20 protein-coding genes are annotated in these 24,002 nt (G+C 58.0%); 9 read left to right on the forward strand and 11 right to left on the reverse strand.

Annotated elements, in window-relative coordinates:
• Positions 1-764: 764 nt before the first annotated feature.
• Positions 765-1,166, reverse strand: coding sequence for a thioesterase family protein (locus QNM96_RS20240; RefSeq protein ID WP_283838617.1), 402 nt, complete (start codon positions 1,164-1,166; stop codon positions 765-767).
• 191 nt (positions 1,167-1,357) lie between these two features.
• Between QNM96_RS20240 and QNM96_RS20245 the strand changes: the two genes are divergently transcribed.
• Together QNM96_RS20245 and QNM96_RS20250 are read left to right on the forward strand one after the other, a co-directional pair.
• Complete coding sequence (locus QNM96_RS20245; protein ID WP_283838618.1) at positions 1,358-2,920, forward strand: class I adenylate-forming enzyme family protein; 1,563 nt, start codon at positions 1,358-1,360, stop codon at positions 2,918-2,920.
• A 500-nt stretch (positions 2,921-3,420) separates the two neighbouring features.
• Entirely contained in the window at positions 3,421-4,773 is a 1,353-nt protein-coding gene (locus QNM96_RS20250) for a hypothetical protein (RefSeq protein WP_283838619.1), read from the forward strand.
• 89 nt (positions 4,774-4,862) lie between these two features.
• Here the strand turns inward: QNM96_RS20250 and QNM96_RS20255 are convergent, their stop codons facing one another.
• Positions 4,863-5,348 carry a phosphopantetheine adenylyltransferase gene (locus QNM96_RS20255; RefSeq protein ID WP_283838620.1) on the reverse strand — a complete coding sequence of 162 codons (486 nt, stop codon included), beginning with the start codon at positions 5,346-5,348 and terminating at the stop codon, positions 4,863-4,865.
• Positions 5,349-5,692: 344 nt separating this feature from the next.
• Here QNM96_RS20255 and QNM96_RS20260 point away from each other — a divergent pair, with 344 nt between their 5' ends.
• Entirely contained in the window at positions 5,693-6,547 is an 855-nt protein-coding gene (locus QNM96_RS20260; protein WP_283838621.1) for a methylenetetrahydrofolate reductase, read from the forward strand.
• 196 nt (positions 6,548-6,743) lie between these two features.
• Here QNM96_RS20260 and QNM96_RS20265 read toward each other — a convergent pair whose 3' ends face one another.
• Positions 6,744-7,703, reverse strand: a complete 960-nt coding sequence (locus tag QNM96_RS20265; RefSeq protein WP_283838622.1) for a formyltetrahydrofolate deformylase — start codon at positions 7,701-7,703, stop codon at positions 6,744-6,746.
• A 295-nt stretch (positions 7,704-7,998) separates the two neighbouring features.
• Between QNM96_RS20265 and QNM96_RS20270 the strand changes: the two genes are divergently transcribed.
• A complete protein-coding gene (locus QNM96_RS20270) occupies positions 7,999-8,952 on the forward strand; it encodes an NAD(P)-dependent oxidoreductase (protein ID WP_283838623.1) in 954 nt (317 codons plus the stop codon).
• A gap of 89 nt (positions 8,953-9,041) precedes the next feature.
• On the opposite strand, the gene QNM96_RS20275 is transcribed toward QNM96_RS20270, so the two are convergent.
• Entirely contained in the window at positions 9,042-9,821 is a 780-nt protein-coding gene (locus QNM96_RS20275; RefSeq protein WP_283838624.1) for an aldolase/citrate lyase family protein, read from the reverse strand.
• Positions 9,822-10,181: 360 nt separating this feature from the next.
• On the opposite strand from QNM96_RS20275, the gene QNM96_RS20280 reads away from it, so the two are divergent.
• Together QNM96_RS20280 and QNM96_RS20285 are read left to right on the forward strand one after the other, a co-directional pair.
• Positions 10,182-10,943 carry an IclR family transcriptional regulator gene (locus QNM96_RS20280; RefSeq protein WP_283838625.1) on the forward strand — a complete coding sequence of 254 codons (762 nt, stop codon included), beginning with the start codon at positions 10,182-10,184 and terminating at the stop codon, positions 10,941-10,943.
• Between the two features lie 622 nt (positions 10,944-11,565).
• Complete coding sequence (locus QNM96_RS20285; RefSeq protein ID WP_283838626.1) at positions 11,566-12,501, forward strand: VOC family protein; 936 nt, start codon at positions 11,566-11,568, stop codon at positions 12,499-12,501.
• Positions 12,502-12,726: 225 nt separating this feature from the next.
• Here the strand turns inward: QNM96_RS20285 and fdhF are convergent, their stop codons facing one another.
• The gene (fdhF, locus tag QNM96_RS20290; RefSeq protein WP_283838627.1) at positions 12,727-14,844 is read right to left on the reverse strand and encodes a formate dehydrogenase subunit alpha; all 2,118 of its coding nucleotides are present in this window, start codon (positions 14,842-14,844) and stop codon (positions 12,727-12,729) included.
• A 189-nt stretch (positions 14,845-15,033) separates the two neighbouring features.
• Here fdhF and QNM96_RS20295 point away from each other — a divergent pair, with 189 nt between their 5' ends.
• Together QNM96_RS20295 and QNM96_RS20300 are read left to right on the forward strand one after the other, a co-directional pair.
• Complete coding sequence (locus QNM96_RS20295; RefSeq protein WP_283838628.1) at positions 15,034-15,612, forward strand: hypothetical protein; 579 nt, start codon at positions 15,034-15,036, stop codon at positions 15,610-15,612.
• A 146-nt stretch (positions 15,613-15,758) separates the two neighbouring features.
• Positions 15,759-16,535 carry a fumarylacetoacetate hydrolase family protein gene (locus QNM96_RS20300; protein WP_283838629.1) on the forward strand — a complete coding sequence of 259 codons (777 nt, stop codon included), beginning with the start codon at positions 15,759-15,761 and terminating at the stop codon, positions 16,533-16,535.
• Between the two features lie 121 nt (positions 16,536-16,656).
• On the opposite strand, the gene QNM96_RS20305 is transcribed toward QNM96_RS20300, so the two are convergent.
• From QNM96_RS20305 to QNM96_RS20315, 3 genes are all read right to left on the reverse strand, one after another.
• Complete coding sequence (locus QNM96_RS20305) at positions 16,657-17,439, reverse strand: fumarylacetoacetate hydrolase family protein (RefSeq protein WP_283838630.1); 783 nt, start codon at positions 17,437-17,439, stop codon at positions 16,657-16,659.
• Positions 17,440-17,619: 180 nt separating this feature from the next.
• Complete coding sequence (locus QNM96_RS20310) at positions 17,620-18,573, reverse strand: VOC family protein (RefSeq protein WP_283838631.1); 954 nt, start codon at positions 18,571-18,573, stop codon at positions 17,620-17,622.
• A gap of 199 nt (positions 18,574-18,772) precedes the next feature.
• The gene (locus tag QNM96_RS20315) at positions 18,773-19,732 is read right to left on the reverse strand and encodes an amidohydrolase family protein (RefSeq protein WP_283838632.1); all 960 of its coding nucleotides are present in this window, start codon (positions 19,730-19,732) and stop codon (positions 18,773-18,775) included.
• Between the two features lie 219 nt (positions 19,733-19,951).
• Here QNM96_RS20315 and QNM96_RS20320 point away from each other — a divergent pair, with 219 nt between their 5' ends.
• On the forward strand, positions 19,952-20,323 hold the full coding sequence (locus QNM96_RS20320; protein WP_283838633.1) for a VOC family protein: 372 nt from the start codon (positions 19,952-19,954) through the stop codon (positions 20,321-20,323).
• A gap of 66 nt (positions 20,324-20,389) precedes the next feature.
• Here the strand turns inward: QNM96_RS20320 and dmpG are convergent, their stop codons facing one another.
• From dmpG to QNM96_RS20335, 3 genes are all read right to left on the reverse strand, one after another.
• A complete protein-coding gene (dmpG, locus tag QNM96_RS20325; RefSeq protein WP_283838634.1) occupies positions 20,390-21,427 on the reverse strand; it encodes a 4-hydroxy-2-oxovalerate aldolase in 1,038 nt (345 codons plus the stop codon).
• Complete coding sequence (locus tag QNM96_RS20330) at positions 21,420-22,361, reverse strand: acetaldehyde dehydrogenase (acetylating) (protein ID WP_283838635.1); 942 nt, start codon at positions 22,359-22,361, stop codon at positions 21,420-21,422. Before QNM96_RS20330 ends, dmpG begins: the two co-directional genes overlap by 8 nt.
• A 124-nt stretch (positions 22,362-22,485) precedes the next feature.
• Positions 22,486-23,979 carry an aldehyde dehydrogenase family protein gene (locus QNM96_RS20335; RefSeq protein ID WP_283838636.1) on the reverse strand — a complete coding sequence of 498 codons (1,494 nt, stop codon included), beginning with the start codon at positions 23,977-23,979 and terminating at the stop codon, positions 22,486-22,488.
• Between the last annotated feature and the right edge of the window lie 23 nt (positions 23,980-24,002).

Genomic DNA, 24,002 nt, shown 5'->3' on the forward strand with positions numbered 1-24,002 from the left:
TATTAAGCTAACGGTGTCTTCTGAACGTATTTTGGTCTCGCTTTCGAGAAGCCGCTGGCTCGCGCCGTCGTTCTCCGGTAGTATTGTGGACGTTTCATGCGACTAGCTACTAGTGTCCCGATTCCGTTTGATCCGAGTATATGGGAAGAAATACGCGAAGCATTGGTGGGTGGTAACATACAACCTTCGATAAATTGCGCACGTGGATAGCGTTTTTTGGAAGCTTTTTGGAAGCCGCTCGTTCGTCCGCTCGTCACGCTCTCGGATTTATTTCCGAAATAATCGGAAGAATATACTCATTCCGTGTAGGGGCGTCTAGGCCGGTTACCCCGCGCAGAATGGTGGTATGTTATCTTTCAACAAGGGCGAGGGATGCTGTGGCGTTCGCCCTCATGTGGGCGATCCGGATCGGAGACTCGAGAAATCCGAGCCAATTTACAATAATATGGGTGTAATAATACTCGCTGAGACAGACGGGCATAGGATTGTAATGGAAATTGAGTGCCGGCTTGTTCAGGCGATGATCCGATAGTATCGGAAATAGAAATAACCCCTCGTGTAGAAGCCGGAATTTAGGTGGCTAGCGGCGCGATCGACGATATGAGCGATGTCGTGTGCTGTCAGCCGGTCTCGCAATAGCACCACCTCTTTGTCGTCGCCTCGCGTGTCGTAAAAACCGAGATCGCTCTCGAGGCTCGTCGAAGATCGATTCAGGAGTGAATACGCATCGGGCTGTGAATCAACACAGCCTGTTCAGAACGGGGCTATTCAGCCGTGTCGCCGAGAATCGCCTTGATCTCGTCGGGTAGCGGTCGACTCTGATTGTCCTCTTCCGAGACGCAGACGTGTTGCTCGTGTCCCGTGTACGCCGTACCACCGTCCTCGTGTGTCGCGGTGAACTGCATCCCGAGGCTCTTGTTTCCGATTTCGGGCTCGACCGAGATCTGGAGCACGTCCCCGACCATCACGGGACGTTCGAACTCCATGTCCATCGCGACGATCGGCAAGAAAACTCCGTACTCCTCTGGGATATCCCAGTACGCGATTCCGTTGTCGTCCATGTATTCCTCGCCGGCGCAGTGCATCGCGTTAATGAGCCGTGGATAGTAGGCGATACCTTGCGGATCAGCCTCTCCCCACGCACATTTCCATTCGTGCTGAAACATCGTTCGAAATTGGTTTTCCCTTGTATAAGTAACTTCCCCTCGATTGATACCACGTTCTTATCGGCTGGAAACTAGCGCACTCGACCGAATTCAACGTATTTCCGCTTTCTATCCCCTGAACGATGTGGTCCTATGACACGTAGCAGGATAACACTCAAACTATAAGTAAAACCACTACAAGCGTATCTACTATGCACCACACTTCGACAGTCGAAGTACCGGCGATCAAGGATCTCTCGAGTATTGCGGCCGAAAACAATCCCCACAAACCGGCCTTTGGCAACGGTATCGACGGCAGGGGAGTAACCTGGCAAGAGTTCAACGACGAGAGCAACCAGGCCGCGAACGCCTTCGGGGAACACCTCGGACAGGGTGACCGAGTCGCGCTTCTCTGTGAAAATTCCCTCGAGCATACGACCCTCTGGAACGGCGCGCTCAAAGCGGGGTGTACCGTCTCGAATCTCCACGTCCGAGCCTCCCCGAACACGCTCAAGTACTGTATCGACTCGTTTCGGCCTCGAGCGCTCGTCGTCGACGAATCAACCGTCGAATTCTTCGAGGAGCGCGTTCGCGATAAGCTCTCGACCGACATCGACGTGATCGTCAGCACGGGCGAGTCACAGTTTGACTTCGATCGATCGTTCGAAACGTTCATCAGCGATCAACCGACCGACCAACCGGACGTCCGCGCTCGAGAGGACGACACTGCCGTCGTGATGTGGACATCGGGGACCACGGGAAAACCCAAGGGCTGGTGCCACACTAATCGCAGTCTGTACATGCGCGCAACGGCGGTAGTCGACGTCCTCGAGGTGAATCGGTCGACGAGGCAACCCCACGTCTTTACGCCGTCGTTCGCGGCGTGGTACTCGGTGGTGCTTCCGGCGCTAGTCTCTGGTGCGACGACGTATTTCCTCCAGACCTGGGATCCCGAGGAGTATCTCCGGACGATCGACGAGTACAATCTGACGACCGCGCTGCTCGTCCCGACGATGTGGCGGGAACTCCTCAACCTCGACTCGTTCGGTGATTTCGACGTGAGCTCCCTTCAAGCGATCACGTCGGCGGGAGAGGTTCTCGACGCGACGACGCTCGAGCGGTTGCGGGAGAACATCTGTGACATCGTCAAAAACTCGTACGCGGCGACGGAGGCGTATGCGACGGTGATGACGAACGACGAATTGGAGGAGGGCCGGATCGAAAGCGTCGGAAAGCCGGTGCCGGGGGTACAGATCAGGATCATCGACCGCGACGGCTCGTATGAGGATGTCAAACCGACGGGTGAGGTCGGAGAGATAGCAATCAAGGCACCCGATTGTCCGGTTTGGGCGTGGGGGCGTACGGAGAAAACCGAAAGCACGTTCGAGGACGGGTGGTGGCATTCCGGCGATCTCGGCTACCGGGACGAAGAAGGATTTCTGTACCTCGAGGGGCGGACCGATTTCCTCATAATGTCGAAGGGGATCAAGGTTTATCCGAACCCCGTTGAGGAACGTCTTAACGCGCACGAAAAGGTGAACGAATCCGCGGTGGTCGGCGTCGAAGACGAGGAGTACGGGGAGAAGGTCACCGCGTACGTCTACCCCGCGACTTCCGACCTCACTGTCGATGAACTTGACGAGTGGTGTCTTTCGAGCGATGAACTGGCCCGCATGGAGCGGCCCCGTACGTACCACTTCGTGGACGAATCCTTGCCTCGCACTTCGACGGGGAAACTCGATCGGAAAGCAACGAAACGCGAGGACATTCGGTAGACAGGCTTCCGTCTCGATGCCGTATTGGCGTTTCACTCGCGTAACCCCTTCCCCGTCAATGTCGCCGGAAGGGTCGTGTGAGGCCGGGCAAAAGCGTTCTCGCAAAACGGTACTATGGAATCTGCTGTCGGATGGAATCGGCTGTCGGCGTGTTCCCGTCTCAATGGGCGATATCGTTGTTCTCGGATAGGGCCCGCCGATCGTTCTCGGATGGGGCCGCTGATGACTGTTCGTGCGCACGGTTTATGACTGCTGTTCGTGCGCGCGGATCGAGTAACTTGAGCGCTTGCACGCTTCGGTCTCTCACAGTTCGGCGAGGAGTTTCGCGAACACTCGATCCGAGATGGAATCATCCCGGTACGGTCGGTACGATGAGACTCTCGAGGGATGTAGTGGGTCCTTCCTTCGTTTTATCGGTGGAACGAGAACCGTTTCCGCTCGGTGACTAGTCTGCGGAAATTATAAATACTCGAAGGCCATCCATCAAATCGCACTACACAATGAGCGAAAGAGCATGGTCCTTTAGCGACAGTATGGAAGAGGCAGTCGAAGCTGCCGGCAATCCAGTTGAACTGATGCAAGATCTGGGAGTCGGCCAGTTTACCAAGGTCCGAGACGAGTACACTCACTGGATCGAAGAACAGCGGTCGTGGCGGGAGTCGGTTGCGCTCGCTGATCAGTCCTATCACATGACCGACCACCACGTGAAAGGCCCCGACGCCGTCGAGTTCTACTCGGACTTCGGTATCAACAACTTCGAGAATACCGAACCCGGGAAGGCGAAGCAGCTGGTCGTTTCCAATCCGAACGGCTACTTCATCGGCGACGCTATTCTCTTCCACCTCGATGACGACGAGTTCCTGAGCGTTGGCGGCGCGGCCGCCCACAATTGGCTCCAGTACCAGATCGAGACGGGCGAGTACGACGTCACTGGCGAGCTTCAGGGTCGGCCGGTTCAAACCGGCGACGATCCGACGAACTTCAGGTTCCAGGTCCAGGGCCCCGAAGCGATCAAGGTCATGGAAGAGGCGGCCGACGAACCGTTACCAGATCTCGGATTCTTCAACTTCGAGCCGATCTCGATCGATGGAAAGAGCGTCAACCTCCTGCGTCACGGGATGGCCGGCGAGCCCGGATTCGAGTTCTGGGGGCCGTACGAGTACGGTGACGAGATCAAGTCTGCCGTTCTCGATGCGGGCGAAGAGTACGACATTCGTCGCCTCGGTGCTGAGAGCTACCAGACGCCGAATGCCATCCTCGGATGGGTCCCGCTCGTCGTGCCCGCTATCTTCGACGAGGAGATGCAGGATTACCGCGAGTGGTTGGACGTCGGGCAGGGCCTGCTCTCGATCGGCGGAAGCTTCGAATCGGACGACATCACGGACTACTACTTCACGCCGGTGGAGCTCGGATATGACCACATTCTCGACCTCAGTAGCGATTTCGTCGGCCGGGACGCCCTCGAGGCCGAAGCCGACGACCCCGACCGCGAGAAGGTAACGCTGGTCTGGGACGGTGACGACGTGGTCGATGTCTTCGCCTCGCTGTTCGAAGAGGGAGATACGTATCAGTTCATGGAGTTCCCACACCCGAGATCGTCGGCGTGCCCGTACGACGAAGTGCTGAAAGACGGTGAACACGTCGGAGTTTCCACGGACAAGAGTTACATCTACAACAAGCGAGAAATGCTCTCGCTGGCCGTTGTCGATACTGAGTACAGCGAACCGGGAACCGAGGTCACCCTCACTTGGGGCGAACCAGAAGGCACGGAGAACCCGAAAGTGGAACGTCACGTCCAGAAAGAAATCACGGCAACCGTCGCAACCGCTCCATACAGTGAGGACAAACGATAGACAGCGGTCGACTCCCGTACGGCGTGTTTCCACGACCCTGCCCCCATTCGAGCCGTAGTTTCGGATACCCGTTTTACGTCTTTTCTTGATCAGCGCGTAGAGGAGGTATCGTCGGTAGACTGGGGAGACACGGTGCCGAATTCATCGATCTCTCCGCTAACGATACGCGTGCTCGAAATGATTCCCCCATCCTCCGCCCGGACGTGCGGAACGACGTCGATTTCTAACGGTTCGTGACCGTGCTCGAGACGGATTTCGTTGATACGCTTCGCACCAGGTTCCGTCTCCGGCGAAACGACGAGAACGTCGAACTGCGGCTTCGTCGCGATTCCTGTCGGCTCGTTCAGGCGGCGAATCTCGAACGAGCGGCCGCCGGAGTGCTTCGCCAGTTCGGGACGAAGGTTCCGTCTCCGCGTTTCGAATGGTCGGACGTGTCGTTCTTTTCGGCGCGTTTCTTGTGCGAGACAGTCGTTCGTGAGTCCGACCGTGACGTTTCCTCGTTCGAACGCCCGTTCGAGGAGCGCTCGATGACCGTCGTGTACCGGGTCGAATGTGCCGCCCAGCGCAACCTTCATACGAAACGATTGGGGGAATACCGACTAAACCAGCTTCGGTTCGAGAGAACAGTTACGAACGCAATAATCCGGTTACTCGAGACGATCAGGTTGCGTACGCCACGCGAGTAGCGTCACGATATCAAGACATGCTGTCGTTTGCTGCTGAGGGTACCCACCGTCGGAGCCGTTTCCCGCGGATTTGACGACTCGAATCCCGTCATAAGGAAAAGCTTTTATGACTTTGCCATAAACTCACACAATGTGCCGAGCCCAACCGGACACGGGACAGTCGACAAACACCCGCGAACCAAATCGCCTCCCGATGAGCTACAATCCAACCAGTATAATAGAGGTTGCAACCAATGACAGTTAATTCTCAGGCGGCCGCGACGACGGATACGGTATCGAACCTACTCAACGATCTCCGATACGAGCTAATGCCATTCGAGAGCTTCGGCGAGCAAATCGAGCACCTGCCGGACGGTGCCACGGTCACGATCACGGCTTCGCCGACGCTCGAACTCGAGTCGACGATCGAGTGGGCGGAGAAAGCCGCAGAGCGCGGGTTCGAAGTCGTGCCCCATGTATCGGCCAGATACGTCGAAGATGTCTCTCACCTCGAGGAGATCGCCGAACGGTTGCGGGCGGTCGGGATCACGGATATCTTCGTCCCAGGGGGCGACCGAGAGGAACCGATCGGCGAATTCGAGTCGGCGTACGAGCTCCTCGAAGCGCTCGAGACGATCGAGTGCGAATTCGAGGAGGTCGGCATCACGGGGTATCCCGAGGGCCACGCGTTTCTCTCGGAGGAGACCTTAGCCGAGTCGATGAAAAAGAAAGCGCCCTACGCTACCTACATAACGACCCAGCTCTGTTATGATTCCCAGGCGGTCATCGACTGGATCGAAGACATTCGCGCTCGTGGCATCGAACTCCCCGTGGAGGTTGGGATCCCGGGCGTGATGAAATACCAGAAGCTGATAAACATCTCACAGAAGGTCGGCGTCGGCGATTCCGTGCGTTTTCTCAAAAAGACGAGCGGGATCCTCGGATTCGTCCGCCAATTCATCGGTTCGCGCGGGAAGTACGAACCCGACGACCTCGTCGACGGTCTCGCGTCCTACGCCAATGATCCGGAGTACGGCATCCGGGGGCTGCATATTTACACGTTTAATCAGGTCCCTGACACCGAATCTTGGCGTACCGGCCGATTATAGCTGAAATAGTCCTTTGTAGTCGATTGTAACTGAAGTAGTCCTTCGTGTCTCATCGTGAGCAAATGGTCTTGTCCTCCGTCGGTCGACGACTATACGCTCGTGAGAAACGCGTCGAATTTTCCGTACTCGTCCGCCGAGAAAATCGATTTTCGCTCGCAATCCAGTCGACAGCAGGGGGATCTTCGATTACGTGTCGTCAGTCGTCGGCTGGCTCGGCCAGGTTTTGTGCTTTGACCGAGTCCTTATCTACCGGGCCATCGGGATTTAATTCGGTAATTTCTTCGGGGAGGCCGAGTTCCGTATCGTCGGCCTGAACGTTGGTTCGTCCTTTTCCAGCGATAATGTCGTTATTCAGATGGAGTTTGATCGCTTCGATCAGCGCATCTGCTTCGAGCGGCTGACCGCGTTCTTCTAGCTCCGCTTCGGTTGCGTCGTCGGGGACGTTAAACGCTCGTTGCGTGATGATCGGGCCCTGATCCAAATCCGGCGTCACGTAATGTGCCGTAACGCCGGCGATTCGGACGCCCTCTTCGATTGCTTGCATATATGCTGCTGCGCCGGGGAACGCAGGAAGCAGGCTCGGATGGACGTTGATAATGCGGTTCTGGTACCTGAAGACGACGTCCGGACTGAGAATGCGGATGTATCGTGCGAGCGCGATCAGGTCGACGTCGTACTTGTCAAGTAGCTCGATCAGTTCATCTTCGTCCGGGACGCCTTCCTCGTCGCCGATATCGTGGAACGGGACGTCGTGTTTTTCGGCGAGTGGCTGCAGTTTGGCGTGGTTGCCGATCACGACGTCGATGTCGGCACCGAGCTCTCCGCTTTCTGCCTCCTCGAGCAGGGCCTGGAGACAGTGACTCTCTTTCGTCACGAGCACCGCGACCGATTCACACTCGTCGCCGTCCGTGAACCGAACCCGTGCATCGACGTCTAACTCCTCACACAGTGTTGCTAAGTCGTCCTCGAGCTCGTTTTCCGAGCAGTCCATTTCGGATGTGTCGACGCGCATCGTCATCCGAAACACGTCGTCTTTCACCTCTTGATCGAGATCTTCGATGTTGATATTGTTCTCGAACAGGAGGGACGTGATTCGTGCTAAAAGGCCAGTGTCGTCGTCACCGACGACTGTTATTTCGGTTAGTTTCGTATCCATCTCTAACACTGCCGCTGTTACTTGCGGTCGTCTGCATAGAATACGTTCTGGACCAAAAATCTACCGCCATAGACCCTCCTGTTCAGCTCGATCTCCGTCGCCTTTTCAGCGCGGATCAGCATACCGATTCGGCGAGTGACGGCACTGGCCGGGCGTATCCACGGGTACGATACCGACGACGTTTTCGCTTTGTGCACGATCCTCCTCGAGTATTCCCCAAGGCCCAGAAGAACCCGTACGGACGCGTTATACGGCTGATCGGTACAATCAAGTGCCTGCGAAGACGACTCGTGACATGGTTCAGGTAATCATCGACCAAGACATCACTCCGACTTCGCGGCTTCTCACTCAATTGCCTGATTCGTGGGAGACCACCGTCGGGATAGACAACGACGAATACGCGCGACAGATCGCTGGCTATGACGTTGCGCTCGTTACTTCCCGCATCCCTTTTTCGCCGGAACTGATCGAACAGACGTCACAACTCGAGGCTATCGGCAAACTCGGAACCGGGATCGATTCGATCGATCTCGAGGCGGCCGAAGACAACGACATTTCGGTCACGCACACGCCGGGGCACAACGCCCTTTCGGTGGCGGAACACACGCTTTGTCTCACGTTGGCGACGCTCCGTCGACTCACGGCGGCACGGGAGCTGATCGCGACGGATCGGTGGCGAGACGAGTACCCGCTCGGGTCGACCCTCTCGGGATCGACGGTCGGTATCGTCGGGTTCGGAGACGTTGGTAAACGAGTGGGCACGCTCCTCTCAGGGTTCGACGTCGAAATCCTCGCGTCCGATCCGTACGTCCCGAGCATTGACACCGAACTGGTCGGCGGCGAGGGGGCGTCGTTGGGCACTCTTCTCAAGGAGAGCGACGTCGTTATACTCACAGCCGAGCTAACCGACGAAACGCGCCATATCATCGACCAACGGGAACTGTCCATTATGGATTCCTCCGCAATCCTCATCAATACAGGCCGCGGCCCCCTCGTTCGAGAAGACGCGTTACTAGACGCCCTTTCCTCGAATTCGATCGCAGGAGCGGGGTTAGACGTGTTTTCGACGGAACCGCTCGGTTCCGATTCGGAGCTTCTCGAGTTGGATACCGTTGTCACAACGCCACACGTGGCCGCGATGACCACCGAGGCTCGCTCCGAGAATATCGATCAGCTCGCGTCGAACGTTACGCGAATAATGGACGGAGAGCGTCTCTCCGAACGGTATATCGCGACGGCGAAAAAATAACGAGTGCAGAAGCGTCCGACAAGTTTCGAGCGAAACGTTTTGAGAGGTTCAAACCGATGTTCGTCGAGGAAGATCTGATCGAGCCGCGGTTACAGTTCTCCGATTTCGCTCAGTCGTTCCGCCAAGGTATCCTGGATTGCCGAAAGGTCGCCACCCATACGGACGATCTGATAGCCGTCTTCTACGACGGATTCGATCTTGTCGGGGCTGTTCGCGATACACCCCATCGGAACGTCCGCCGATTTGCAGGCGTCCTCAATTTCCCCAATCTGTGCCGTAACGTCCGGGTGATTTTTGTTCGTCGGATGGCCCATTTGTACCGAGAGATCTGACGGGCCGACGAATACGAACCCGAGTTCAGGGACGGATAGTATTTCGTCCAAATTGTCGACCGCCGTCGTCTTTTCGATCATCACTCCGACGCACACCTCGTCGTCTTCGGTCGAGACGTAATCCTCCGAAAGACCCCACGTTCGCGCTCTCCCGCTGGCCATTCCGCGCTCGCCGGGCTCGTTTTCGTAAACGAAGCGAGACGCCTTTACGGCTTTGTGCACCTCTTCGGCGTCGTCGATCCGGGGAATGAGGATATTCCGAACTCCCGTATCGAGGACTTTTCGAACGAGCGATGGCTCTGCGGAGGGGAGTCGCACGAACAACTCGATTCCGCCGACATCGGCGGCGCGCGTTAACTCTTCGAACATCGTGCTATCGTACGGGCTGGGTCCCATGTGCTCGAAGTCCAGCCAGACGAAGTCGAGTCCCAGTTCTCCGTAGATCTCTATCACGGCGGGTGAGAACGTCGAGGATCTGGCCCCGAGTACGGATCCATTATTCTCGATCGTTCTGCGGAAATCGTTTGTCTGGTCCATAGTGCACTTCCCATTGGATGGTACACTCCAATATACATTCCGGTCCCAGAAGAGACGACACGCAGTTGTCCATCTTTCTATCGGTCCGATCAAAGAATGTGGGCCACCGGGGTGAGCTATGAGTCTCACCGTATATGAGCTACGGAGGGGTAGACTCTCAAATGGCTGATGACCTCCCAGAGCCAGGGAAGTGATGAGTTACTCTACCCTTAGAATACTAACATAGTCTCCAACGTGTTAATAGTTGTGTTCAATGCAGTTTAGCCTGGCCTCGTTCGTTGCGGAGTCCACTATCGTTCACCGACGACTGTTTCCGAATAGATCGGAAATTACAAGACGCATCCGGTCCAATGTTCTCGCATGACACGCGAGACAAGCTCACTCACAACGATTCACCGGGCGTTCGAAATACTCGAGCTCCTGTGGGAGTTAGACGGCGCCGGACCCACCGAGTTGGCTAACCGAATGGACCTTCCGGACAGTACCGTCTACGATTACTTGCGATCGCTGAGTGATACGAAGTACGTTACGCGCGAAAATGGAACGTATTTCTTGAGTTCGTATTTCCTTACGATCGGGGGGAAAATGAAACACCGCAACCGCCTTTTTCAGGTTGCGAAACCGGAGATGAAGCGAATCGCCGCTGAGACGAACGAGTTGGTCGGATTGACGATCGAGAACGACGGAATCGCGGTGGTCTTTCACCAGGAGGAAGGGAAACAGGCGTTGAGTCTCGGGACGCATCCGGGAGCTGCGACGCCGCTTCACACGCTCGCCACGGGGAAAGCTATACTAGCCTATTTACCGGATGAACGAGTGGACGAGATTATCGCCGAACGCGGCCTCGAACAGCGGACGGACCATACGATAACGGACGTCGATCGGCTGAAGGATGAATTAGCTGAAATTAGGGATAACGGGTACGCCGTCGACTGGAACGAGCAAGTTACCGGCATGGGGATGGCTTCGGTTCCGATTCTTATCGACGATCAAGTACTGGGTTCGTTTGGTATCGTCGTGCCAACCGGGCGTATTCAGGACGAACAATATCAGCAAGAATTATTGCGAAAATTACAGGAGATGGAGGAAACTGTAACGATTAATTACCAGTTCGGGGAATAGGCCAGGGCCCGGTGAGACGGAGAACGGCTACTCTGGTCTTGACGGTACATGGAGACGGAAGCCGTCGTGGAAACAATCCGAAGCCGTCGCCAAAGTACTGCTTCCGAGATAGTCGGAATCATACCTCGTGGATGGTTTACCCCTCGCTGAATTACATTGTACGATTGTAAATGTTGGTGTGGTTGGGAGATGAATACACGGAAATTCATGGGCTTGTACAAGCTTCCACTCCCGATTCGGTCTGAATCGGATCGAATCGGTGAAGTCTCTCCGCATATATCGGTGCTATTTCCCCATAATTGTATATTTAATTAATACTATTGAGTTGTGAGTATACCTTAGATTCCGTAATGCGTCGAGAGACGGTTGTAGACTAGCGCGTAGAAACACCGCACGGCCGTCTCCCACATCCGATTAAATCGGATACAATATCTCGAGCCAGTCCCGACGCACCGGTCGAGTATCCGGAAAAGCGATCTTCGTTCGAGTGCGGATCGGTCCATGATACAGAACGTCGATTTGTCGCCTGTCGAAGGTCGTTCGTGCTATCCGAAGATCCGTGTTTCAACCGAACACCTACTATATCGAATGAATTAATAGGGTGGCTCACGTCTCGCTATCCATGTCTCCGGAACTGTCCCGTCTCGGTCACGTCGCACTCGAAGTACCCGATCTCGAAGCGTCGCTTCGGTTTTACCGGGATTCGGTCGGCCTCGAGGAGGTAGAACGAGAAGGTGACACGGCGTATCTCCGCGCCGTCGAAGAGTTCGATCACCATTCGCTGCGTCTTCGGGAGTCTGGTTCCGCTGGCGTCGATCACATCGGCTGGCAAACGGAAGATCAACAAAGCATCGATGGGTTTGCGGAGCGACTCCGCGATCAGGGTATCGACGTGGCGCGAGTGGAAGCCGGCGAAGAGCGCGGTCAAGGGGAGGCGATTCGGTTTCAGGTTCCACACGGCCACGAGTTCGAAATCTACCACGAGATGGAAAAACCCGATCCGCCGAAGGAGCGGCGGTCGAAGCTGAAAAACAAATCGTACATCTCGGCTGAAACGAGCTCGATCGCTCCGCTTCGCGTTGACCACGTTCAGATCTGGGATACGGACGCGTTCGAAGCCGCCGAGTGGATGCAGGAAACGCTCGGACTATCGGTGATGGAGTACTATGATCAGAAGGACGGCTCTCGCTGGGGGACCTTTTTGAGCGCGTCAAAGAACAAAATCGAGGCCGCGGTTATTCAAGGCGAGAGCGACGACGATTGTCCGGGGTTACATCACATCGCATTCACGTCCGAGAGCGCGGAAGATCTGTTCAATGCGGCGGATACGATGAACGAACGCGGGTACCCGATCGACGGACTCGGCCAGCATTCGATCTCGAGGGGAAAATTCCTCTACGTCAGGGACGACTCAAGCGGCCACCGAGTAGAATTCAACGTCCGCGGATACCTGGTGTTCGATCCGAACTGGGAGCCGATCGCCTGGCAGGAAGGCGACTTAGACGACCGGCAGTGGATCGGCGAGATCAGGGGATTGGATACCGTGAAATACAATTGAGGACGTACCGAATCGCGGCCAGATCAGCCAAGGCGGCCCGTGACCGGCGTATCCCGATTCCCGCGTTGTCTGATTCGTCTCGAGGACAATCGTGAGCGAGCGGGCGTCCTTCTAATTGTCAACTATTGGTTATACTCCCGGAACTGAGTAGACGACGGTTACGTAATCGGTTTGCCACGACTTGCCGACTCGATCAACTGGTTGCACGCGAACCGAAGTACCCCGTTAATCGTCGGCCGGTGTTTCGGGGCTGTCTTTCTCGAGCGTGACCTCGATATCAGTCGCCGCGGCCTTGTACTCGGGGATTTTGGCTCGCTCGTCAAGGACGTCGTTCGTGAGCTTGTTCGCGGAGGCGGCCGCGAAGTGGGGCGTCGTCCAGACGACGCCTTCCTTGATATCTTCGGTGACCTGCGCCTCGACGGTAATTTCACCCCGTCGAGATCTGAGCGTGACTTCCTCGCCCGTTTCGATCCCGTACCGTTCGGCGTCATTCGGGTGGATATCGACGAAGTTTTCGGGCGTCTGTCTGTTGAGCGTCGGCGACCGACGGCTCATCGTCCCCGTGTTGTAGTGTTCCTCGAGGCGAGCGGTCGTCAAGATGAGCGGGTACTCGTCGTCGGGCGTTTCGGCTGGCGGCGTGTGACTCACACCCTCGATGTGACCCAATCCGCTTTCCGTGTCGAACTCTTCCTCGTAGAGGAACGGATCGCCCTCGTCGCCCAGTTCGTAGCAGGGCCAGTGAAGCCCCTCTTCGCCGAGCAGGTCGTAGGTCATCCCGTGGTAACTCGGACAAACCTGGCGTAACTCTTCGAAGACCACTTCGGGGTCGTCGAAGTCAAACCCGTCGGCGCCGAACAGACGAACACCGACTTCCGAGAGGATGTCCAGGTCGTGGCGGGTGTTTTCGTGGACTTTCTCGATTCCGCGCATGCGCTGGACGCGGCGGTCGGTGTTGGTGACGGTCCCACCTCGTTCGGCCCACGAGGTCGCCGGGAGGATGACATCCGCGTACTCTGCGGTCTCGGTCATGAATATGTCCTGGACGACCATGAACTCGAGTTCCTGGATTCGTTCGGCGACCCGGTTCGCGTCGGGTTCGCTCATGACAGGGTTTTCACCCATGACGTAGACCCCTTTGATCGAATCCCCGAACTCGTGTGAGATTTCGACGTTCGTCAAACCCGGCTCGGGCGGGACCTCGAAGCCCCAGACGTCCTCGACCGATTTGCGGGCCTCGTCGTCGTCGACCAGCTGATAGCCGGGCAGGACGTTGGGCATCGCTCCGACGTCACAGGTTCCTTGCACGTTGTTCTGTCCGCGCAACGGATTGACGCCCGTTCCGGGCCGACCGAGGTTGCCCGTGATCAGCGCCAGATTAATCTCGTTTTGGACGTTGTCGACGCCGCACCGATGCTGGCTCATCCCCATCCCGGTGAAGATCGCCGCGTTGTCGGCCGTGGCGTACTTTTTCGCGGCCAGTTCGATGTCCTCGAGCGGGACGCCACACTCCTCGGCGGCCGCTTCCTTGTCGAAGTCTTCGAGCGTCGCTTTGAGGTCGTCGAATCCTTCGGTTCGCTCCGCGATGAACTCCTCGTCGATCCAGTCGTTCTCGAGGGCCGTCTTGATGACGATGTTCAACAGCGGAATATCGGTTCCCGGGTTCAACTGGAGGTGCATGTGCCGTTCCGTCTCGTCGATCTGGAACGACTGGGTCGTCTTGTTCGCGTGGGGATCGACCTGGATGACGGTCGCACCGTCGAGCATCGCCTGCCGGAAGTATTGACTGTTCGCGATCGGATGTTGCTCTCCGGGGTTCGCCCCTTGTATCCAGAAGACATCCGTTTCGTCTCGAAGATCCCGCATGCTGTTCGTCATCGCGCCGGCACCCAGACTCGTCCGGAGCGCCCACACCGTCGACGCGTGACACATTCGGGTGCAGTTGTCGACGTTGTTGGTTCCGTAGCGCCGAGCCAGCTTTTGAAGGAGGTAGTTCTCCTCGTTCATCGTCTTCGAGGAGCCGAAAAAGCCCATCGCATCGGGCTCGTACTCCGATCGGATTCGCTCGAGTTCGCTTACAATGTACTCGTAGCACTCCTCCCAGGTCGCCTCGCGGAACTCCCCGTCCTCCTTGATCAGCGGTTCGGTCAATCGATCCTCGTGGGCAATGACTTCTGTCGCCGCACCGCCTTTGATGCAGATGCGCCCTTCGTTGACCGGCGCGTCACCCCAGGGCATGAACCGAACGTCGTCGGGTTCTTCGCCCTGTTTGACCTGAATTCCGCATCCGACGCCGCAGTACGGACAGATCGTTTTGGTGGGAGATTCTGTCTCATCCGTCGACATCGTGATCACCTGCTTGATTGTGGGTCATGATATGGTATACTAACGCTTCCCACGGGTATGAACCTTTCTCTCATCGCGATTCGGTTCGCCGGGCTGTCTGTCGTTTTTGTGACCGATCCGTACGTCCGCCTGCAGGGGTCAGTTCCAAGGGCAACATTCACGCTCTTGGCACACGTACCCTCCGTTACGATGGATCTCTCAGCGGAATCTGTCGGTCGCCTCGTCGAAGCGTACCCGGATACCCAACCCCTCGCCGGGGTCGAGGCGGACCACCTCGAGATGCTTCCCTCGACGCTGGAAAGCGGTTCGTACGGTCGGCGCGACGTAGAGTGGATCGTGCAGTGGTACTATCGACGGTTTTTGGGTGATTATCCCGATGCCGAACGACGCGAAGCCGAAGACGCCTTCAGCGACAACGAGTTCGACGATATCCGCCGAGCGATCGACGGCGCGTTGCAGCGCGAGACGACGGGAGCGAGACTCGAGTGCCTCACGGACCTTACCGGCGTCGACGTTTCGGTTGCGACCGCGTTCTTACAGTTTCTCGACCCGAAAACCTACCTTGTACTGAGCGAAACCGAGTGGGAGTCGTTGCGACGGTGTGGCGAACTCTCGAAGCAGTATCCGTCACGGCCGTCGTCAGCTGATTACGACCGATACCTACGGGTGTGTCGATCGGTCTCTGATCGGTGTGAGTGTACGCTTCAGACGCTCTACCGAGCATTGTGGCAGATCCAGATAGGACAAGGTCGAGCCGATAGCGATTAACGAGCACGGCTTTGAGTCCGGATATCAAAACTCAACTTTGTAGGAGCATTGTTCTCCGTTTCCCGACTCGCATCGACACGGACGATGCGGCGTTCGTCTCGCTTCGTATCCCAATCTATTTGCTGGTGACCGCTTCTTGTATACGTATGCTTGACGACGAGACCCGCAATCGGCTCGCGGAATCGCTCTACGAGGCACTGCAAACGAACGACCCCATCGACAGGCTCACCGAAGCGCACGACATGACGACCGAGGATGCCTACGCCATCCAGTCGAACCTCGTCGACCGTCGTCTGCAGGACGGCGCGTCTCTCGTCGGTCACAAGATTGGGCTCACGAGCACGGCGATCCGCGACCAACTCGGCGTCCCCGAACCCGACTTCGGTCGGTTGCTGGACACGATGTTTATCGACGGGCGGAAAATTCCCGGCGACGAACTCATCGAACCGCGCATCGAACCCGAGATCGGATTCATGATCGGCGAGGATCTCGAGCCGCCGGTGTCGTCCCTCGACGTCCTGGCCGCGACCGAGTTCGTCGTTCCGGTTCTCGAAGTGATTGATAGTCGCGTTCGCGACTGGGATATCCGAATTCAGGATACCATTGCAGACAACGCGTCGTCTGCGTTGTATCTCACCGGCGAGACCCGAAGTGCCGTCGACGGGATCGACCTCTCCCTGGAGGGGCTGAAGCTCTATCGCAACGGCGAGCTCGAGGCCTCGGGTGTCGGCGCAGCGGTTCTCGATCATCCCGCGCGAGCGGTCGCGTGGCTCGCGAACACGCTCGACGATTTAGACGAGACGCTCGAGGCTGGGCAGTTTATTTTGAGTGGTTCAGTAACACCCGCGGTCGATATCGAATCCGGAGACGTGTTCACGGCCGAATTTGCTTCGATCGGGACGGTTACTGTGACCGTCGAGTAAAAACGGTGTTTCGGCCGTTTTCGGGGGAGCGTTTCCGCCGTCTCACTGAGACTCACTGTGGCTGATGAGAGTGGACAAAAATCGAATTATTGTCACATGAGAACAGCGGACAAATCGGTGTTCACTCGGCGGTGAGCGTAATCTCTCCGATGTTTGCGAACTTGATCTGATACACGTCGCCCGGTTCGATGTCGATCGCGGCGTTGATGCCGCCGGTGAGGATCAACTCGCCCGCTTTGAGCCCTTCGTCGAGTTCGTCGAGTCTGTTTCCGAGCCACGCGACCGCTCGAGCGGGGTGTCCCATGATATCCGCGCCGACTCCCGTCGCCTCGAGTTCCCCGTTGACCGAGATGACGACGCTTTCCATCGCGAGGTCGACGTCGGTCACGTCACGAAGCGTTTCTCCGACGAAGACGCGGCCGGCCGACGTGTTGTCGGCGATGACGTCTTGGGCCGAGGGGATAGTCCACCCCTGGAACCGACTCTCGAGGATCTCGACGACCGGAACGACGGCGCGCGTGGACGTGAGGATATCGGTCGGGGTCACCGGCGCGGAGATGTCCTCGTCGAGGATAAGGCCGATTTCGGCCTCGAGTCGGGGGGAGATCAGCGAGTCGGTCGGTATCGTCGCCTCGTCGAGTACGGTTTCTTCGGTCACGGAGCCGAATATCGGCTCCTGAATCCCGAGCTGTTCTTGTTTCGCCTCGCTTACGAGGCCCAGCTTGTGGCCGGTTATCCGCCCGTCATCGCCGCAAATGCGGTCGATGACCCCTGACTGTATCTCGTAGGCTTCGTCCACCGAAATTTCCTTCTCGTCCGTAAGCGGTGGAATCGGCGAACTCGTCTTCTGTGCCTCGTAAAGCGATTCCGCGAACTCAGTCGTTTCGTTTTTGCTAAGAGTCATCCGGTTTGTTCTTTCGTTGATTGCTTATTTAGTGTTCCGCCTCTCCCGCATCGATAGTCCCGTTTCAACGGATGGACAACGATGAACGGCGACCGAAATCCGAAATGGTCGAGTCGACTCGGACTCCACTCCGATACGTTGTCTTGAAGTCGAACGGCGTATCGGAGCTGGTGATCGCGCTCAATTAACGTACTCGAGGCCGTCCCATGCCGGTCCTTGGCCGACCCACTGGTGATTAGTTTCGCCGCCGATGTCTTCTTCCGTCCACTCGATCGGCTCCCAGTCGGGTTCGAAGTTGAGGTACCCGGGACCGGCGAACAGTTCGATGCGGAACCCGCTTGCGGGATCGGACACGTACAAGAAGTCCGCACGCGTAATCGCGTGACGGCCCGGACCGCCGTCCGGTTCGATACCGTGTTCGCTCAGGATGTCGGCGGCGCTCCAGAGTTCGTTGAGACTATCGAGGTGATAGGAGAGATGATGGAATCCTTCGGAGGACCCCGGTGGTTCACGATGAATCGCAATATCGTGGGGCAGCGGCGTCACCGCGAGCCACCATCCCCAGAGCTCGTCGTCTTCCGCTCGGTACCGTTCGTTTAGTCTGAAGCCGAGTTCGTCTTCCAACCAGACTGCGTGGTCCGTGGCCGTTTCGCTCGGGTCTTGGACGTGAACGTGATCGATGCGCCGCGGTGCGATTCGATTCGCGACGGCTTCGGTGTAGTTGCGATTCTTGAGCCCCGACCGTTGGTCTTCGGGGGCTCGAGGCTTTTCGACGTCGTAATAGAACTCGTAGGGATGGCCGAACTTCTCGATTCGAATCGCCTCTCCCTGTCCCGATTCGACTCCCGCGTCGAGATAGGTAACGTCAGTGCCGTTTGTTTCGAATTGGTCGGCGAGTTCGCTCAACGCGTCGGCACTAGACGTCCGAAACGCGATGTGATCGACCCCTTTCTGTCCCGATTCGGTGATGCTTAGCGTGTGATGTTCCCAATCTCGTTGGCCGCGGAGATAGGCGGTATCGTTGGTCTGTTCGACTATTTGAAGCCCGAGAACCTCGTTGAAGAACCAGAGTGATTCCTCGAGGTCGGGCGTGTGTATCGCGACGTGGCCGAGTTTTGCGATTTGTGACTTCATCATTCATATCACCAGCTAGTGATAGCCGCGTTCCTGTGTCTCCTGTTGACACAAACCACCGTTGGCGGCTTGCTAAAACTGTTCGTAAGACAGATATATAGGTATTTTCCTCCGACCGCTTGCTCTCGAACCGGACATCGGACGACCGAGTACTTCGATGTCGACGACAAAATCCGCAACTGGCCGCCGTTCGAGCGCGTTACTCGATCAACTCGAGGAGGTTTTGGGAGTAGATCTGCTCTCGTTCCGATTCACCGATATCCATCTCCTCGATGGCGTCGAGTCCGTTTTCGATGCCTGCGCGTCCTCGACCGGGTCCGAACGGGTAGTCGGTGCCGTAGATGAACGTGTCCCCGAAGAGGTCGTACGCGCATTCATGGGCCGAGACGGAGTTCCCGAGACAGCTGTCGGCGTAAAACTCGCCGAAGTAGTCGCTCACCGGTTGCTCTAGGTCGGGAAGGTCAGTATCGGCGTAATTGTCCGGATACTGCATGCGGGTCTCGTAGAACCCGTCGATGCGCCCGCTGAAATAGGGAATCATGCCGCCGCCGTGATGGGAAACGATGTCGAGATCGTACTTCTGGACGACGCCGCCGAACACGAGCCGCGAGAGCGCGAGCGTGGTGTCGAACGGCCAGCCGAAGAGTCGATGATCCATGTACTCGCTCGCCCAGTCGTACCACTCGAACAGTTGTGGGTGGATCCACAGGGGCGCGTTTTCGGCGTCGGCCTTGGCGAAGAGCGGATCGAACTCTGGTCGATCCAGCGGCTTGCCGTCGATGTTCGAAAAGATCTGAATGCCGGCCATGTCGAGATCGTTGACGCACCGGTCGAACTCGTCGATGAACCCGTCGTTGACCTTCGGAATCGTGCCGACCGGAACGAACCGATCGGGGTGCTGATCGGCGATACGCTTGATCTCGTCGTTCGCTAATTTCGTGAGTTCCAGCGCCGTCTCGTCGCCCATCCCCTGCCAGATCGGTGGCAGGGCGATCGTGATAACCTGCTTGTCGATGCCGAACTCGTCCATGTCCCCGAGGCGCTGATCGAGATCCCACAGAAACGACGGCGAGCCGCTGAGACCTTGAAATTCGTACTCCTCGAGCAACGTTTCGTAGAACCGTTCCGTCAGCGCGTGGGTGAATGCGTCGATTTTCATCGTTGGAAGTGTGTGAGCGGTCGTCGAACCCGTTCTCGGACAGTGCTCGGGTTGTGATACCGATGATACATCACTAGTAACGAATACGCATCATATAAACCTCACGTCCATGCGGCGAGTTCTTCGCCTCTCGTACTCCGTCGGCGCGAGCCCTCGGGCGTCGGTCGTTTCGCCGCGTTGTTCCGACGATTTTATGCTTTCAGCTATCCATCCACTCCTATGGACGTCATACACAGTGCGCTGTGGGTATCGGACATCGACGAAACGCTGTCGTTTTACGTCGATTCGCTCGGCCTCGAGAAGACGCGGGAATTCGAGAGCGGCGAGGGCGCTCGAAACGTGTTCGTCGCCGGCGACTCCGACACGGAGATCCAGTTCAAGTCCCATCCGGACCGCGAGGCGTCCTCGGACGGGTTCGACCACGTGGCAATTGAAGTCGACGATACCGACGCCGAAGTCGAGCGACTCGTCGAGGAAACGGGCTGTCGGGTTCGGCGGGGCCCGCTCACCTCGGACGGCGCGAACGCTCGAGTCGCGTTCATCGAGGATCCGGACGGGTACGGCATCGAACTGGTTCAGGAGTTCGACTGACGACCGGCGGTTCGCGACGCTTCTCCGATCGGTTAGCAAAACGAGACGGGACCACTCGAGAGTCCGTTAGTCGTCGGCCTCGGCTTCGTCCGCCCGCTCCTCCGCGATGCTCGCGGCGACGTCGGTAATCATATCCTCTTGTCCACCGACGACGCCCATCTCGCCCAGTTCGACGAGGATCTCTCGAGGGTCGAGATCGAATTTCTCGCCGACGCGACGGGTGTGTCGCAGGAACGACGAGTAGACGCCCGCGTAGCCCAGGACGAGCGAGTCGTTATCGAGTTCGGGCATCGTCTCTTCGGTTAACATCGGAACCAGAACGTCCTCTGCGGCGTCCATCGTACTGAAGAAATCGGGCGTCACGTCGTACCCGGCTTTCTCGAGCGTGCCGACGAGCACTTCCATCTGGGCGTTCCCGGAGCCGGCACCGAGACCGCGAAGACAGCCGTCCACCGTCGTCGCCCCGGCTTCGATGCCGGCGAGCGTGTTCCCGATCCCGAGGCCGAGGTTGTTGTGCGCGTGGAACCCGACATCGATTGATAGCTCGTCGGCGAGCAGTCCGACCCGCTCGCGAACGTCTTCGGGAAGCATCGCGCCCGCCGAATCCATCACGTAGACCGCGTCAGCGCCGTACTCTTCCATGAGTTTGGCCTGCTCTAACACCTTCTCCGGCGGCTCCATGTGCGAAAGCATCAGGAGTCCGTTCGCCTCGAGACCCCTGTCCGTGACGAATTCGAAGTGTTCGGCGGAGACGTCCGCCTCCGTCACGTGGGTCGCGATGCGGCAGATGTCGGCACCTCGGTCGACCGCGAGATCGATCTCTTCGACGGTTCCGATCCCGGGAAGCATCAGCACCGAAAGCTCGGTATCCGTTAGTTCGGGGACGACCGCCTCGAGGTACTCCGAAGTGTCCGCGGCCGAAAATCCGTAATTGATCGACGAGCCGCCCATGCCGTCGCCGTGGGAGACTTCGACGACGTCCATCCGCGAGTCGTCGAGGGCGCTTGCGATGTCCGCCATCTGCTCCGGCGTGAACTGGTGGTCGACGGCGTGCATGCCGTCCCGAAGCGTCATGTCGACGAGTCGAACGTCGCGTTCAGTCATCGGCATCACCCCCGACGGTCCGCGCCTCGGCGGAGTGCTCCGCGATTCGTTCTGCCGCACCGAGCGCGGCGCTGGTCATAATATCGAGGTTTCCGGCGTACGGCGGTAAGTACTGCCCCTCTCCCTCTACTTCGAGCATCGTCGTGATGACGACCGAATCGCCGAGATCGAAGCCGACGTCGTCCTGGTCTTTGACGCTCGGCTCGAGGGTCACCTCGTATCCGGGGACGTACGACTGAATTTCGCTCTCGATCTCGGCTACAGAGTCGCGGACGTCGTCTACGTCGGTCGTATCCGGAACTTTCGTGTACACCGTGTTTCGCATTAGTATCGGCGGTTCGGCGGGATTGAGGATGATGATCGCTTTTCCCTCGTCGGCGCCGCCGACTTCCTCGAGGCCGGCAGCGGTGGTCTGGGTGAATTCATCGATGTTCTGGCGGGTTCCGGGGCCGGCGCTTTCCGAAGAGATCGTGGATATCATCTCCGCGTACTCGACGTCGGCGACTCGGTTCACCGCGTGGACGAGCGGGATCGTCGCCTGTCCGCCACAGGTGACCATGTTGATGTTGTTCCCGCTGTTCGTAACGTCGTCCATGTTGACGGCAGGGACCGTGTACGGACCGACTGCCGCAGGGGTGAGATCGATCGCGAACAGGCCGAGCTCCTCGTACACCGGCGCCTGCTGTTCGTGGACCGTCGCGCTTGTGGCTTCGAAGACGATGTCGAATTCGTCGGCGTGTTCTCGGACACTGTCGATTCCGTCCGTTCCCACGTCGATACCTTCGTCGACGGCGGCCTGAAGCCCCTCGGACTCGTCTACCGGGAAAATACCGATCATCCGTTGTAGATCGATCGAATTGCTCCGACCGAGGATCTTGTACATGAGGTCAGTGCCAATGTTTCCAGGACCGACTATCGCGGCGTTCACTGCCATACGGTAACAGTCGTATTAGCGATATTTAGTACTACTGCAAAGCGGATGAGTCAATCGCGATGGAAGCGGCGTATCGATCCTCGGACAGTCTTCCACCAAATATTTCGGAATCGCTTCGGGGCTCTTAGAACAGGTAATCGCGCGACTCGCGCTGGACCGACGTCCACTTCACTTCGGTGAATTCGTCGATGATCCAGTCACCGTTGTACCGACCCATACCGGAGTCCTTCTTGCCGCCGAACGGCGTGTGCGGCTCCGCGTTGACCGGCTGGTCGTTGACGTGCATCATTCCCACCTCGATCTGGTCCCCGACGTCGCGAGCGCGACCGCGGTCCGCCGAATGGACCGAGCCTGCCAGTCCGTATTCGGTCGCGTTCGCGATTTCGATCGCTTCCTCGTCAGTACTGAACGGGATGATCGGCGCGACGGGTCCGAAGTGCTCGTTACAGGCGGCAGCCATGTCGTTTTCGACGCCGGTGAGGACGGTCGGTTCGACGAACAGATCGTCGTAGTCGCCGCCGGCCTCGAGCGTCGCGCCTTCGTCGATCGTTTGCTCGATGTATTCGACGATCTCGTCGCGCTGTTCTTCGTTGATGATCGGCCCGATGACCGTGTCCTCGTCGGTCGGATCGCCGATCGGAAGTTCGGCCGCGCGGTTCGCGAGCCGCTCGGCGTACTCGTCGTAGAGCGACTCGTGGACGAGATGGCGGTTGATCGAAATGCAGACCTGTCCCTGGTGCCAGAACGAACCGAACGTCCCGGCGTCGACCGCGGCGTCGAGGTCGGCATCCTCGAGGACGACGTGCGGGTTGTTCCCGCCCAGTTCCAGCGCCGGGAGCGCGAAGTGGTTCACGGCGTTCTCCCCGACGAGTCGTCCGGCTCCGGTCGAGCCAGTGAAGGCGACGACGTCGCTGTCGGGATGGGACGCCGTCCGGTCGCCCGCCACGGTGCCGTGGCCGGGAACGACGTTTATGACTCCGTCGGGCAATCCGGCCATTTCGAATAGCCGAGCGATGACGAGTCCGCCGGAAATCGGCGTCTCGGTCGGCGGCTTGAGAACGACGCTGTTCCCGAGGGCGATGGCGGGAGCGACGGCGCGAATCGCGAGTTTCAGTGGCACGTTCCACGGGCTGATGACGCCGACGACGCCGGCGGGGTCGCGCTGGATGATGTTTTCCTTCCCTGGAATCTTCGATTGGTTGTGGCGGCCGGACATGCGGAACGCGAACGACGCCGCATCGTGGACGAACGTCACGGCACCGCCGTGCTCGATGTCGAGCTTGGGCGGGGCGCTTCCCGCCTCGACTGCGAGGATTTCGCGGATCTCCTCGGCGTGGGTTTCTAGCAGTTGTGCGACCGTCCGAACGACCTTTGCACGCTCGTCGGGTGTTGTTTCGGCCCACGCTTGCTGTGCGCCGACTGCCGCGTCGTACGCGTCGTCGATGTCTTCGACCTCACCTAACGGAACCTGAGCGATCGTCTCTCTCGTCGCCGGATTTTCCACGGCAACCCGCTCCCGTTCCTCGACGGAGCGCCATTCGCCGTCGATAAAGAGCGCGTTCCAGTCACCGTCGACTGATATTTCGGGTCCGTCTGGTCGAGCAGTCTGTTTAGCCATCGTGAGATCCTTACACCTCTACT

Origin of the sequence: Halostagnicola sp. A-GB9-2 (assembly GCF_030068615.1) — an archaeon.
GTDB lineage: Archaea > Halobacteriota > Halobacteria > Halobacteriales > Natrialbaceae > Halostagnicola.